12 protein-coding genes are annotated in these 14038 nt (G+C 60.9%); 2 read left to right on the plus strand and 10 right to left on the minus strand.

What is annotated here, in order from left to right; all coding sequences use genetic code 11:
• Nucleotides 1–59 precede the first annotated feature (59 nt).
• The 7 genes from J5M66_RS20405 to J5M66_RS20435 form a co-directional block, all read right to left on the minus strand.
• Nucleotides 60–854: an iron-containing redox enzyme family protein gene (locus J5M66_RS20405; RefSeq protein ID WP_024013878.1), complete on the minus strand. Its 795-nt coding sequence runs from the start codon at nucleotides 852–854 to the stop codon at nucleotides 60–62.
• A 46-nt stretch (nucleotides 855–900) separates the two neighbouring features.
• Entirely contained in the window at nucleotides 901–3360 is a 2460-nt protein-coding gene (locus J5M66_RS20410; RefSeq protein WP_024013879.1) for an EAL domain-containing protein, read from the minus strand.
• A gap of 137 nt (nucleotides 3361–3497) precedes the next feature.
• A complete protein-coding gene (locus J5M66_RS20415) occupies nucleotides 3498–5315 on the minus strand; it encodes an ABC transporter ATP-binding protein (protein WP_076563770.1) in 1818 nt (605 codons plus the stop codon).
• Nucleotides 5308–5910: a DsbA family protein gene (locus J5M66_RS20420; RefSeq protein WP_177433361.1), complete on the minus strand. Its 603-nt coding sequence runs from the start codon at nucleotides 5908–5910 to the stop codon at nucleotides 5308–5310. The genes J5M66_RS20415 and J5M66_RS20420 overlap by 8 nt, the downstream gene beginning before the upstream one ends.
• Nucleotides 5911–5945: 35 nt before the next feature.
• Nucleotides 5946–6887: a rhodanese-related sulfurtransferase gene (locus J5M66_RS20425; RefSeq protein WP_160767726.1), complete on the minus strand. Its 942-nt coding sequence runs from the start codon at nucleotides 6885–6887 to the stop codon at nucleotides 5946–5948.
• Nucleotides 6888–7064: 177 nt separating this feature from the next.
• On the minus strand, nucleotides 7065–7364 hold the full coding sequence (locus tag J5M66_RS20430; protein ID WP_122880394.1) for a BolA family protein: 300 nt from the start codon (nucleotides 7362–7364) through the stop codon (nucleotides 7065–7067).
• A 12-nt stretch (nucleotides 7365–7376) separates the two neighbouring features.
• Nucleotides 7377–7892 (minus strand): DUF2059 domain-containing protein, encoded by a 516-nt coding sequence (locus J5M66_RS20435; protein WP_016770936.1) that lies wholly within the window; start codon nucleotides 7890–7892, stop codon nucleotides 7377–7379.
• Nucleotides 7893–8083: 191 nt separating this feature from the next.
• On the opposite strand from J5M66_RS20435, the gene J5M66_RS20440 reads away from it, so the two are divergent.
• Nucleotides 8084–9478 (plus strand): class II fumarate hydratase, encoded by a 1395-nt coding sequence (locus J5M66_RS20440; RefSeq protein ID WP_016770937.1) that lies wholly within the window; start codon nucleotides 8084–8086, stop codon nucleotides 9476–9478.
• Nucleotides 9479–9563: 85 nt separating this feature from the next.
• Here J5M66_RS20440 and J5M66_RS20445 read toward each other — a convergent pair whose 3' ends face one another.
• Nucleotides 9564–10517, minus strand: a complete 954-nt coding sequence (locus J5M66_RS20445) for a DMT family transporter (protein WP_122880395.1) — start codon at nucleotides 10515–10517, stop codon at nucleotides 9564–9566.
• A 208-nt stretch (nucleotides 10518–10725) separates the two neighbouring features.
• On the opposite strand from J5M66_RS20445, the gene J5M66_RS20450 reads away from it, so the two are divergent.
• Nucleotides 10726–10917, plus strand: coding sequence for a DUF6316 family protein (locus J5M66_RS20450; RefSeq protein WP_207807781.1), 192 nt, complete (start codon nucleotides 10726–10728; stop codon nucleotides 10915–10917).
• Between the two features lie 103 nt (nucleotides 10918–11020).
• Here J5M66_RS20450 and J5M66_RS20455 read toward each other — a convergent pair whose 3' ends face one another.
• Both J5M66_RS20455 and pap read right to left on the minus strand, forming a co-directional pair.
• The gene (locus tag J5M66_RS20455) at nucleotides 11021–12205 is read right to left on the minus strand and encodes a thiolase family protein (protein WP_207807782.1); all 1185 of its coding nucleotides are present in this window, start codon (nucleotides 12203–12205) and stop codon (nucleotides 11021–11023) included.
• A gap of 103 nt (nucleotides 12206–12308) precedes the next feature.
• Complete coding sequence (gene pap, locus J5M66_RS20460; RefSeq protein ID WP_122611468.1) at nucleotides 12309–13823, minus strand: polyphosphate:AMP phosphotransferase; 1515 nt, start codon at nucleotides 13821–13823, stop codon at nucleotides 12309–12311.
• Nucleotides 13824–14038 lie beyond the last annotated feature (215 nt).

Genomic DNA, 14038 nt, shown 5'->3' on the forward strand with positions numbered 1-14038 from the left:
GACAACGATTCGTTGCATGACCCACCGCTTTCGCGAGCAGGCTCGCTCCCACAGTTCGATCAGCTTTCGGTTACGGTCCGGCGCTCGCGGTTGACCAGCAAGCGCTCCGAAGTCTCCAACTGCATGCACCGCTCCAGAAACAGGTACATGTAGTCATAACTCTTGCAGATCGCCTGTCGCAATTCCGCCTGCAAGGCCTTGCTCGGGTTCATGCCGGCCAGGGTGCAGATGATTTCCAGCGCTTCCCACGGATGGGCATCGTCGTACTGGGCATGCATCTTCAACCACTTCATCGCGCGTTTGCGATCTTCTTCCGGGAACGCCGCGGCGTAGACCCCGGTCGAGCAGACCACCGCTGACCACTCCCCGGTCGCCCCCTCGATCGCATAGTTGGTCGCGGCAATCGCCACGATCAGCGAATCCGCCGAGCTGGTGTGCCAGCACCAGTGACTCAGAGCGTGCAGCTCCGGCGGCACTTGCTGGGCCTGGAGATCTTCGAGGCTGACGCCATGGGCGCGGCTCCAGTGCATCCAGTAGTCGGCATGGTTGAGTTCGACGCGAATGTTGCGCATCAGCCAGCGCCGCGCCATGTCCTCGCCGGGGTGGCGGGCGAAGCGGGTCTTGGTGAGGTTCTGCGCCATGTACAAGGCAAACTGCTCGACCACCGGCCAGCCACCGATGAGGTACTGGCGCATGGTTTTCGCGCTGAGTCTGTTGTCGCGCATGCGCTGATAAAGTTCATGTTCGACAACCCGGCGCTTGCTCTCGCTGCAATCCTTGATGAGCTGTTGCGCCCAGGCAGGATAACTTGCAGCTTCCATGAGGGGTCCGGTTCGGTTGAATGTGTCGATCACTGTTCGGCTCCTTTTGAGTTGTGATGGCAAGGATCGGCGAGAGACTTCAACGGAACGTGCCAGGCGCTTTGAACAACAACGGCTGCGGTCTGGCAGGGCGACTTTGCAAACTGTCACAGGTAAATAACTGCGGGCGCTCGATGACATACCCCTGAGCGTAATCCACACCTATTTCAAGCAATGCCTGTTCGATCTGGTTAGTTTCAACAAACTCGGCAATTGTCTGCTTACCCATAACATGGCCGATGTGATTGATCACTTCGACCATTGCCCGATTAATCGGGTCGTCCAGCATATCCTTGACGAAACTCCCGTCGATCTTCAGGAAGTCTACAGGCAAATGTTTCAAGTAAGCGAATGAAGACATTCCGGCACAAAAATCATCCAGAGAAAAGTGACAACCTAAGCCTTTGAGTTCATTGATAAAACGAATTGCACTGCCAAGATTGGCGATTGCACTGGTTTCAGTAATTTCAAAACAAATCATTTCAGGCGGTATAGCGTAGTTAACAAACTGTTCCCGCAGGAAGTGCAAAAACGCGTCATCTCCTATAGTAATGCCTGACAGATTAATCGCACACATCGCCAAAGGAAGTTCATGTTCCTGTTCAATACACTGGGCAATAACCTTGAAAACATTTTCAACTACCCAGCGATCTAACTGGGTCATCAAACCATATCGCTCCGCTGCCGGAATAAAGCTGTCAGGCAAAATCATCCGCCCGGATTCATCATGCAAACGCAGGAGTATTTCGATGTGCCCGGCCTGGCCGGGTTGCGGCTTGAGCGGCGCGATCTGTTGGGCGTAAAGGCAAAAGCGGTTTTCTTCCAGCGCCATGTGCAGCCGTTGCACCCAAGCCATTTCACCGAAGCGCATGGAGAGTTCGGAATCATCGGCATGGTAGACCTGCACGCGGTTGCGGCCCTTTTCCTTGGCCATGTAGCAAGCCATGTCCGCCGCACGCAACGAGGCCTCAAGGCTGGTGGGATTCTGCGCGATATGCACCAGACCGATACTGACGGTGGTCAGGAACGGCCGCCCCTTCCAGACAAAATGCAGGTTCTGCACGGTCTGGCGCAGGCTTTCGGCAATCTTCTCGGCGATGTCCGGCGGGCAGTTCTCGAGCAAAATCCCGAATTCATCGCCGCCCAGTCGCGCCAGGGTATCGCCCTCGCGCAAGTCTGATTGCAGCAGCGTGCAGATGTGCCGCAGCAACTCATCGCCCGCCGCGTGCCCGCAGGTGTCGTTGACCAGTTTGAACTGGTCCAGATCGAGGAACATCAGCGCGTGCCGCCCGGGCTGGCGCGTCAGTTTGTGCAAGGCCTGCTCGAGGCGATATTCGAATTCGCGGCGGTTGGCCAGCCCGGTCAGCGCATCGTGAGTCGCCTGCCAGGACAGATTGGCGATGTATTGCCGCTCCTGAGTCATGTCGTGCAGCACCAGCACCGTGCCGCTGACATTCCCGGCATTGCGGATCGGCGCGCCGACCAGTGTCACCGACAGGGTGCTGCCGTCCAGACGCTGGATCAGCTTGGAATGTTCGCTGCCGCCGCTGAGCTGGCCGCTGAGAATGTGCTCGATCAACGTCAGGCCTTCGGTCTGGGCGTTATCGTCGAGCAGGTTGAACAGCGCCGACAACGGCAGCCCCGCCGCCTGCTCGGCCTTCCAGTGCGTCATGGCCTCGGCGGCGGGGTTCATGTAATCGATCGCGCCGTTGACGTCGGTGGTGATCACGCCATCACCAATCGACTGCAGCGTGATATGCGCGCGATCCTTTTCCAGTTGCAGCGCCTGGGCAAACTCATGGCGCTGCTTGAGCAGCTTGTGCGTGCGCCACAGCGCCAGCGCGATCAGACCCAGCGCGGTGGCCAGGTTGGTGAACAGCAGCAGGCGCATGATCACCCGCGAGCCTTCGCCCAAGGCATCGCTGAAAGCCCTGGCCGCTGGGGTGACTGCATCGTTGATGGCGAAGATCTGTAACTTCCAGCGCTGCACATCGCCGGGGCTGGCCTGGTTCTGCGCAATGCCTTGGTGCATCTCCTGCGCGACTTCGTGCAGTCGGTCGAGATAGGCATCGCCAATCGTCCAGCGATCGATCGCGGTTTCCAGATAACTGTAGTGGCGGAAATTGAGGTACAGCCAGATGACGCTGGAGACATCGTCTGGATGATTACCGCCCTTGAGAATGCCTTCGCGCGCCGCTTGCAGATCCGGCGGCTGACGATCCAGCGCCAGGCGCAATTGGTGCCCGCCCTGCGGCACGGCGATCGCCGTCAGGTATTTGCGATAGATCGCCTCGTCACGACTGTCGGCGTAGAGGTTGAGATAATAGATGGCGTCTTTCTGGCCCTTGGACCACAGGCTTTCGCCAGCGACGTAGCCACGCACGGCCGAAAGCACGTAAAGGCTCACGCCACCCAGTAATGCCTGGAACACCACAACAGCAATAAAGGGCCAGACGATACCCAACAACCGTGGTGTTCCCAGAGTCTGCTTTTGCTTCATGAGAGTCCTTGCATGAGCACTGCCCGCTCGCCTTCCGGGCGAATTCGCTATGACGAGACTAGGTGGGGTTCTCGTTCAAGGCAAGGCGCGGCGTTACACCGCGCGCAGAACCTCTGACAGGTCGGCGAGGGTTTCGATCAGTGCTGTTGCAAGTTGCCGTAGAGCTTGGCGTACAGACCGCCGTCGGCGATCAGTTGGCGATGGTCGCCGTCCTCGGCGATCTGCCCGCCGTCGAACACCAGCACGCGGTCCGCCTGTTTCACCGCCGACAGGCGATGGGCAATGATCAGCGTGGTGCGGCCATGGAGAAATTTCGCCATCGCCTGGTGCAGGTTGTACTCGGTGGCGGCATCGAGGGCCGAGGTGGCTTCGTCGAGAATCACCACTTTCGGCTCGGCGAGAATCATCCGCGCAATCGCCAGACGCTGGCGCTGACCGCCGGACAAACGCACGCCGGAACGCCCGACGATGCTGTCGAGACCAGCGGGCAGCGCACGGATGGTCGCGGCCATCTGCGCGATTTCCAGCGCCTGCCAGCAGGCTTCGTCACTGCGCATGCGGCCCATGGTCAGGTTGGCGCGCACGCTGTCGTTGAACAGCGCCGGATGCTGCAGCACCACCGCGACGTTCTCGCGCACCGTCTCCAGACCGATCTCCTGCTGGGTCGATCCGCCGAAGCGGATGGTCCCGGCCGCTGGCGTGTACAGGCCCAGCAGCAATTGCACCAAGGTGCTTTTGCCGCCGCCGCTGGCGCCGACGATCGCGACTTTTTCGCCGGGCAGGATCGACAGGTTCATCTGATCCAGCACCAGCTCGTCGCCGTAACCGAAGCTCAGGCCTTGCACCTCGATGCCGACGGTGTCGCGCCCCTTGAACGGATCGACGCCGCCGGGATACTGCGGCTCGTCGGCACGCGCCAGCAGTTCATTGATCCGCGTCAGCGCACCGCCCGCCGCGTAATAGGCGTATTGCAGATTGAGCAGCTGTTCGACCGGGCCGATCATGAACCACAGGTAGCTGAACACCGCGAGCATCTGCCCGATCGACAGGTCGGAAAACAGCACGGTGAGCATCGCCGCCGCGCGGAAGATGTCGATGCCGAACTGGAACAACAAACCACTGGCGCGGTTCGAGGCGTCGGTTTTCCACTGCGAGTTGACTGCGTAGTTGCGCACCTCCTGCGCGCGCAAACCGAGGCGCCCGAGGAAATAGCCCTGACGGTTGCCGGCGCGCACTTCCTGAATCGCATCGAGGGTTTCGCTCAGCGCCTGAGTGAAGCGCGAGGTGCTGTCGTTCTCGAGTTTTTTCAGGTGTTTGACGCGCTTGCCCAACTGCACCGTGGCGTAGATCACCAACGGGTTGAACAGCAGGATCAGCAGCGCCAGCTTCCAGTGCATCCACATCAGAATGCTGGCGGTGCCGACCAGGGTCAGCATGGCGACGAGGAAGCGGCTGAGGGTTTCGCCGACGAATTTGTCGAGGGTATCCAGATCGGTGACCAAATGCGTGGTCACCGTGCCGCTGCCGAGGCTTTCGTATTCGCCGAGGGAAATGCGCTTGAGCCGCTCGATCAGGCGCACGCGAATGCGGTAGACGATGTCCTTGGCCAGGCGCGCGAACAGCCGCGACTGCAACACGCCAAAACACAGGGCGCTGCAACGCAAGGTCAGGGTCACCACCAGCATCAGGCCGATATAACCCGCCGCCTGCTGCCACATGCTCGGCAGAAAATGGTTCATGACTTTCAGCGCGGCATCGCCGTGGCCGAGCAGGACTTCGTCGACCAGCAATGGCAGCAGCAAGGGAATCGGCACGCTGCACAGCGTCGCCAGCACGGCCACGCCGTTGGCGATCCACAGGGATTTCTTGTGATGCAGTGCCAGACGCCGGACTTCAGCCCAGCTCAGCCGGTCGACACGCTCTACGGCTGGCGTGTCATCGGCGCGGTCAGACACAGGCCGCGCGCTCCAGCCAGCGGCCGAGCAACGGCGACAGCTCGCTGAGCGGTTGATAGCCGTTGGTCAGCAGCGCCAGTTGCCCGTTGCGCTCGGCCAGCAGGGTCGGAAAACCGGCGATGCCCAGATCCTGGACCCAGGTGAAATCGGCCTGGGTGGCCTTGTGCTGATCGGCATGATCGAACAACGCCGCGAATTCGATCCGCGGCACACCGGCCTGCTCTGCCAGTTCGACCAGCACGCTGGCCTGAGTGACATCGCGACCTTCGGCGTAGAACGCCTGCTGGATCATCCCGACCAGTGTCCACGCGCAATCCGGCGCCAGACTGCGCGCGGTGACAATCGCGCGACAGGCGGGCTCAGTGTCGTAGACGAAACCGTCGGGTAGCGCGCCATCGAACTTGAACGGCTGGCCGGTGGCCTCGGTGACCGCTTGCCAGTGCTCAAGGATGTAGCGACGCGTGGTCGGCTCCAGCGCCGAACCGCTGCCGGTGCGCAGACCGCCGACCACCAGATGCAGCTCGACCCCGGCTGCCTGCGCCTGCTCGACCAGTGCCTTGGCCACCGGAGCAAACCCCCAGCACCATGAACACATCGGATCCATCACATAGAGCAGGCGCGCAGACATGATTAAGCCTCGGAAGATGCTTGCTTATAGTTGTAGCCGATCGGGTGCGGCTGATTGCGTGCCTTGGCCAGTTCGATCTGCTTTTGCCGATCGATGGCGCTGCGCCGGGTTTTCTCGCTGAGCTTGTCCCAGCAGTGCGGGCAACTGATGCCGGCGACGTAGTGCTCGGAGGCGCGATCTTCAACGCTGACCGGCGTGCGGCAGGCATGACATTGATCGTAGTCGCCTTCCGTCAGGTCGTGACGCACAGTGACGCGGTTGTCGAAGACGAAGCAGTCGCCGCGCCACTTGGTTTCTTCCTGCGGCACCTCTTCGAGGTACTTCAGGATGCCGCCCTTGAGGTGGTAAACCTCTTCGAAACCTTCGCCGAGCATGTAGCTCGAGGCTTTCTCGCAGCGGATGCCGCCGGTGCAGAACATCGCGACCTTCTTGTGCACGGCCGGGTCGAAGTGTTCTTTGATGTAGTCGGGAAACTCGCGAAAACTGGTGGTTTTCGGATCGATGGCGCCTTCGAAGGTGCCGATCGACACTTCGTAATCGTTGCGCGTGTCGATCAGCAGCACTTGCGGGTCGCTGATCAGCGCGTTCCAGTCCTGCGGTTCGACGTAGGTGCCGACCTTCTTGTTCGGGTCAACGCCTTCAACGCCGAGGGTGACGATCTCTTTCTTCAGCTTGACCTTGGTGCGATAGAACGGCTGCTCGTCGCAGTACGATTCCTTGTGGTCGATGTCGACCATGCGTGGATCATTCTTGAGCCAGGCGAGCAGGCCGTCGATGCCTTCGCGGCTGCCGGAAACCGTGCCGTTGATGCCTTCTTCGGCGATCAGCAGAGTGCCTTTGATGCCGTTGTCGACCATCGCTTGCAGCAGAGGCTCGCGCAGGTCAACGTAATCTTCGAGGGTGACGAACTTGTACAGTGCCGCCACGACAATCGGTTGTGTCATGGGTATTTCTCCAGGTGGCTACCCTCGCAAAGGGTGAACCGGATTCAAAAAAAAACGCGCCGGCTAAGCGGCGCGTCGGGATTTTAGCAAAAAAGCAGCTACAAGCTTCAAGCTTCAAGCTTCAAGCTTCAAGCGGCAAGATGATCCGCTTTTAACTTGCAGCTTGAAGCTTGCAGCTTACAGCTTGCTTCCTCCCGCACAGGTCGGCGACGCCGGGGCGCCGTCGATCTCTGCCCATTCCTGCGGTGTGTAGGTGTGCAGCGCCAACGCATGGAACTCGCCCATCAGCTCGCCGAGCGTGCCGTAGACTTTCTGGTGGCGCTTGACCCGGTTCAGGCCTTCGAACTGCGCGCTGACCACCACAGCCTTGTAGTGGGTCTGTGACCCGCGACTGTGCATGTGGCTTTCGTCCAGCACTTGCAGGTGCTCAGGCTGCAACAGGGCCAGCGTCGATTCGATGCGTTGTTGCATGGTCATCACGAACTCCGCTTACTTCTTCTTGGCTGGCGCCGCGGCCGGGGTCAGCTCTTTGGTCATGTCGTCGAGCAGCTTGTTGACCACTGGCACCGCGCTTTCCAGTTTGCCCTGGGTCATCTGTGCCGATTGCTGGGTCAGCTGCGGCATTTTTTCCAGGACCTTTTTGCCCAGTGGCGACTGGTAGAAGGCAACCAGATCTTTCAGCTCGGATTCGCTGAAGTTGCTGGTGTAGAGCTTGACCATGTCGGGCTTGAGCTTGTTCCAGCCGATGGCCTGGTCCAGCGCAGCGTTGGCCTTGGCCTGGTAGGTTTCGAGCACGGCTTTCTTCGACTCAGGGGCTTTGGTCTGTTCAAAGCGCTGGGCGAACATTTGCTGCACTTGCATGTACACCGGGGTACCCAGCTTGTCAGCGTGAGCCAGCGTCAGGAAAGCTTCGGCACTGGCGTTGTGGCTGGCGGTATCGGCAAGCACCTGGCCGCTGGCGCAAACCAGTGCAACCGCGGTACAGATGGCGCGAAGACGAGTCATCGAGTTTCCTTTAAGCAAAGCGAGGTCGAACCCCAAGGGCGACCATTCTGCGCCTAACAATCGCTGTGGCTCAACCCCCGGCCCTTGCCGCGCTTGATTGGCGGGGTTTTGCGGTCAACAATCGAGCCGATGGAACCACCCGGGCCGATGCCGGCCTAAATTGCGCCAACAGACCAACAGGAGTGTGCACGATGAGCCGTATCGAAACCGACAGCCTGGGCCAGATCGAGGTCCCGGACGACGCTTACTGGGGTGCTCAGACGCAACGCTCGCTGATCAACTTCGCCATCGGTCAGGAACGCATGCCGCTACCGGTACTGCACGCCCTGGCGCTGATCAAGAAAGCCGCCGCACGGGTCAACGACCGCAACGGCGACCTGCCTGCCGACATCGCCCGCCTGATCGAACAGGCCGCCGATGAAGTGCTCGCCGGCGAGCATGACGAGCAGTTCCCGCTGGTGGTCTGGCAGACCGGCAGCGGCACCCAGAGCAACATGAACGTCAACGAAGTGATCGCCGGTCGCGCCAACGAACTGGCCGGTAACCCGCGTGGCGGCAAGTCGCCGGTGCACCCGAACGATCACGTCAATCGCTCGCAAAGTTCCAACGACTGCTTCCCCACCGCCATGAGCATTGCCACCGCCAAAGCAGTGCAGGAACAACTGCTGCCGGCGATTGCCGAGCTGTCCGGCGGCCTTGCTGAACTGGCGGCACGGCACATGAAACTGGTGAAGACCGGGCGCACGCACATGATGGACGCGACGCCGATCACCTTCGGCCAGGAACTGTCCGGCTTCATCGCGCAACTGGATTACGCCGAGCGCGCGATTCGTGCCGCGCTGCCGGCGGTTTGCGAACTGGCTCAGGGCGGCACTGCCGTTGGTACGGGTTTGAATTCACCGCACGGCTTCGGTGAGGCGATTGCTGCTGAACTCGCAGCACTGTCCGGTTTGCCGTTCGTCACCGCGCCGAACAAGTTCGCTGCGCTGGCCGGGCATGAACCGCTGGTAACGCTGTCGGGTGCGCTGAAAACCCTCGCCGTGGCCTTGATGAAGATCGCCAACGACCTGCGTCTGCTGGGCTCAGGTCCCCGCGCAGGTTTCGCTGAAGTGAAGCTGCCGGCCAACGAACCGGGCAGCTCGATCATGCCCGGCAAGGTCAACCCGACCCAGTGCGAAGCGCTGTCGATGCTCGCCTGTCAGGTGCTCGGCAATGACGTGGCGATCGGTTTTGCCGCCAGTCAGGGGCACTTGCAGCTGAACGTGTTCAAACCGGTGATCATCCATAACCTGCTGCAATCGATCCGTCTGCTTGGTGATGGCTGCAGCAACTTCCAGCAGCACTGCATTGCCGGGCTCGAACCGGATGCCGAGGTCATGGCCAAGCATCTGGAACGTGGGCTTATGCTGGTGACCGCGCTGAACCCGCACATCGGTTATGACAAGTCGGCGGAGATCGCCAAGAAGGCTTACAGCGAAGGGCTGACTTTGCGTGAGGCGGCGTTGCAGCTGGGTTATCTGACGGATGAAGAGTTCGATGCCTGGGTGCGGCCGGAGAACATGATCGAGGCTGGCGCCAAGGGCTAAAGCAAAAGATCGCAGCCTTCGGCAGCTCCTACAGGGAAACGCATTCCAATTGTAGGAGCTGCCGCAGGCTGCGATCTTTTGATCTTCAGGCCATGCGCATCCGCCGCGCCCTGAGCCCGGCAATCAACGATGGCCCCAACGCCACCAGCGCCGAACCCAGCACCACCAGCACCGCCCCGCCATAGCCCAGCGCATTGATCTGCTCGGCATGCACGTAGTCCGGCCAGATCCGCGCCGCAATCGCCACCGCCACAAACGTCACCAGCGGCGTGATTGCCAATGTTGCGCTGACCCGCGATGCTTCCCAGTGCGCCAGCGCTTCGGCGAATGCGCCGTAGGCGATCAAGGTGTTCATGCAGCACGCCAACAGCAGCCAGCCCTGCAACGGGCTCAGGTTCAGCGCTTCCAACGGATGCACCCACGGCGTCAGCAATAGCCCGCAGAACAGATAGATGACCATCATCACCTGCAACGAATTCCACACCGTCAGCAATTGCTTCTGGCCCAGCGCATAGAAGGTCCAGACCGTCGACGCCAGCAGCACCAAGAGCACGCCGGCTGTGTAATCAGACAGCGAGGTCAGCAGCTCAGCCAGGCGCTGATTGAAGAACAGACCAAAGCCGACCAGCAACACCAGCAGGCCGATGCCCTGGCCGATGCTGAAGCGCTCCTTGAACACGAACAGGCTGGCGATCAGCAGCATGATCGGGCCCATTTGCACCACCAATTGCGCGGTGCCGGGGCTGAGCAGGTTGAGGCCCATCAGGTACAACACGTAATTGCCGACCAGCCCCAGCACCGCCATCAGCACCAGCCAGCCACCCTTGGGCCCGAGCACCTTGCGACTCGGCAGGCGTTTGACCGACGCCAGATAGATGAACAGGCAGCCGCCGGAAACCATCAGGCGAAACCAGGTCACCGTGACCGGGTCCATCACCTGCAATACCTGTTTGAGCTTGATCGGCAGGATGCCCCACAGAAACGCGGTCAGCAGCGCCAGGAACAGTCCGTACACCCAGCGCCCCGATGAAATGTGCATGCGAACCCCAAAAGCCTGCTGACAAGAGCACTCATTCTAGGCGTCCGGCTGCGCACAACACAGGGACAGTTACCGGCAGGCCGCGAATGAAACTGTGCAGGTCGCAGCAGTAAACCGGCGCGCCGCCGTTGATCGGCCGGGCAGGCGCGCCAAGTGCTTCAGGCATAAGCTGATTGCAGACTTTTCAATGCATATCAGGGAGACCGACATGTACGCCATGCGCGCCGAGGACAGCGCCCCCGCCACCCGTTTTCGCAGCGACCGCGTGTGTCGGGTCAATGGCGAGCTGTATTTCAGCACCCGGGAAAATACCCTCGAAGGGCCGTTTGACGGTCAGGTGATCGAGCGGGAGATTCAGGCATATATAGCGCGGATGCGGCGGCAGGATTCCAGCCGCTGAGCCGCGGCGCTGCCTTCGCGAGCAGGCTCGCTCCCACAGGGGAATACCCTCACCTGTGGGAGCGAGCCTGCTCGCGAAGGGGCCTGAACAGGCAACCAATCCTTTAGCGCACCGCCTCAAACAACCCACTCGCCCCCATCCCGCCACCCACGCACATGGTGACGATGCCGTAGCGCAAATTGCGTCGCTGCAATTCCCGGATCAGATGCCCGACCTGACGCGAGCCGGTCATGCCGAACGGGTGGCCGATGGAAATCGAGCCGCCGTTGACGTTGTATTTGTCGTTGTCGATCTCCAGCCGGTCGCGGCTGTACAGGCACTGCGAAGCGAACGCCTCGTTCAACTCCCACAGATCGATATCCGCCACTTGCAGGCCCTTGGCCTTGAGCAGTTTCGGCACCGAGAACACCGGGCCGATGCCCATTTCGTCCGGCTCGCAGCCGGCGACGGTGAAGCCACGGAAAAACGCTTTCGGCTTGAGCCCCAGCTCCAGCGCTCTATCCAGGCTCATCACCAGTGTCATCGAGGCACCGTCGGACAGCTGCGAGGAATTGCCCGCCGTCACCGAACCGTCGTCGGCGAACACCGGTTTCAAACCGGCAAGGCTTTCGTAGGTGGTGTCCGGGCGGTTGCAGTCGTCGCGCTCAACAACGCCGTCGATAATCTGCACTTCGCCGCTGTTCTTGTCCTCGACGCGATATTTCACCGCCATCGGCACGATTTCATCATCGAACAGACCCGCAGCCTGCGCCTGCGCGGTACGGATCTGGCTTTGCAGCGCATAGCGATCCTGGGCTTCGCGGCTGACACCGTAACGGCGCGCCACCACTTCGGCGGTCTGGCCCATGGTGTAGTAGATGCCGGGAGTCTGTTGCTTGAGCAGCGGGTTGATCAGGTGATCGGTGTTGACGCTTTTCAGGGTCAGGCTGATCGACTCGACGCCGCCGGCAACGATGATGTCGCTGCAACCGGAGGCGATCTGGTTGGCGGCAATCGCAATGGCCTGCAAGCCCGACGAGCAGAAACGGTTGAGGGTCATGCCGGCGGTGCCGGTGCCCAGGCGCGACAGCACCGCGACGTTGCGGCCGATGTTGTAGCCCTGCGCGCCCTCGTTGGAGCCGGCGCCGACGATGCAGTCCTCGACGCTGGCCGGATCGATATCGTTGCGGGTCAGCAGCGCATTGACGCAGTGGGCCGCCATGTCATCGGGGCGGGTCTGGTTGAACTTGCCGCGAAAGGATTTGGCCAGGCCGGTCCGCACGCTGTCGACGATCACCACTTCACGCATGGCATACCTCATTGTTGTTGTCGGTTGAGAGTGGACCTGAGCATAAGTCCACCTTCTTGCCGACCGCGAGGATCATTCACCCGGCGTATGCGCGGCCATCGCCTCAGTCCTTGTGCTTTTTGGCCTTCTTGTCGGATTTCTCGAACGCGTCTTCCAGCGCGCGGTTGATCGTGCGCAACACTTTCACCCGTGCCCAGCGTTTGTCGTTGGCCTCGACCAGCGTCCACGGCGCGATCTCGGTGCTGGTGCGATCAACCATGTCGCCGACCGCCCGGCGATAGTCGTCCCACTTTTCCCGATTGCGCCAGTCGTCCTCGGTAATCTTGAAACGCTTGAAGGAAATCTCTTCGCGCTCCTGAAAGCGCTCCATCTGCGTGTCCTTGTCGATGGCCAGCCAGAACTTGACGACGATGACGCCGGCATCGGCCAGTTGCTCTTCGAAGTCATTGATTTCGCCGTAGGCACGCAGCCAGTCGGCCGGGGTGCAGAAACCCTCGATCCGTTCGACCAGCACCCGCCCGTACCACGAACGGTCAAACACGGTGAATTTGCCCCGCGCTGGAATGTGCCGCCAGAACCGCCACAGATACGGTTGTGCGCGCTCTTCTTCGGTCGGCGCAGCGATCGGCACGATGCTGTACTGACGCGGATCGAGCGCGGCTGCTACGCGGCGAATCGCCCCGCCCTTGCCCGCCGCGTCGTTACCCTCGAACACCGCGACCAGCGCATGGCGACGCATGCGTTTGTCGCGCATCAGCCCGGATAGACGCGCCTGTTCGGTGATCAGTTGTTCTTCATAGTCTTTCTTGTCCAGACGCTGGGTCAGGTCGAGGCTGTCGAGCAGGTTCAACTGATCGACCGGCGTGCCCAGCGGCGCGGCACTGACTTCGTGTGGATTGACGTCGGCACGCTTGAGCGCACTTTGCAGGCCTTCGAGGAGAATCTTGCCCACCGCCAGGCTGCGGTAATTGGCATCGACGCCTTCGATGACATGCCACGGCGCGTAATCGCGGCTGGTACGGCGCAGCACGCGCTCGCCGTATTTGACGAACTTGTCGTAGGTCTGCGACTGCTGCCAGTCCAGCGGGCTGATGCGCCAGCTGTGCAGCGGGTCGTCGGCCAGCGATTTGAGCCGCGCTTTCATCTGCTTCTTGGACAGGTGAAACCAGAACTTGAAGATCAGCGCGCCTTCATCGCAGAGCATTTTTTCCAGACGCTCGGCGCCGGCGATGGCCTGGTCCAGACGCGGATCCTTGAACAGTCCGTGCACCCGGCCCTGGAGCATCTGGCTGTACCAGTTGCCGAAGAAAACCCCCATTCGCCCTTTGGCCGGCAGCATCCGCCAGTAGCGCCACGCCGGTGGCCGCGCCAGTTCTTCATCGGTTTGTTGGTCGAAGGTGCGCACTTCGATCAGGCGCGGATCCATCCATTCATTGAGCAGCTTGACCGTCTCGCCCTTGCCCGCCCCTTCGATGCCGTTGATCAGGATGATCACCGGAAAGCGTTTCTGCTGCTGCAACTCGAACTGCGCTTCCAGCAAGGCTTCACGCAGCGCAGGGACCGCCGCCTCATAAGTGTCTTTGTCGATGGCGTGACCGATTTCAGCGGATTCAAACATTGGACGGCTCCTTCCAGGGTTCAGCAAGACTAGCGGATGATTGCAGCACCTGAACAGATCGCAGCCTTCGGCAGCTCCTACATTTGCAATGCGTTTCCGTGTAGGAGCTGCCGAAGGCTGCGATCTTTTGAAATTTTCCCTGACACGCCCAAATCCCGTCTTGCGCTGGATCAGGCAGCTCGCGCGTGATCGGCTAGAATGGCCGCCTTGTGTTT

The sequence above is a fragment of the Pseudomonas sp. 67(2021) genome (genome assembly GCF_017491835.1).
Lineage (GTDB): Bacteria > Pseudomonadota > Gammaproteobacteria > Pseudomonadales > Pseudomonadaceae > Aquipseudomonas > Aquipseudomonas atacamensis.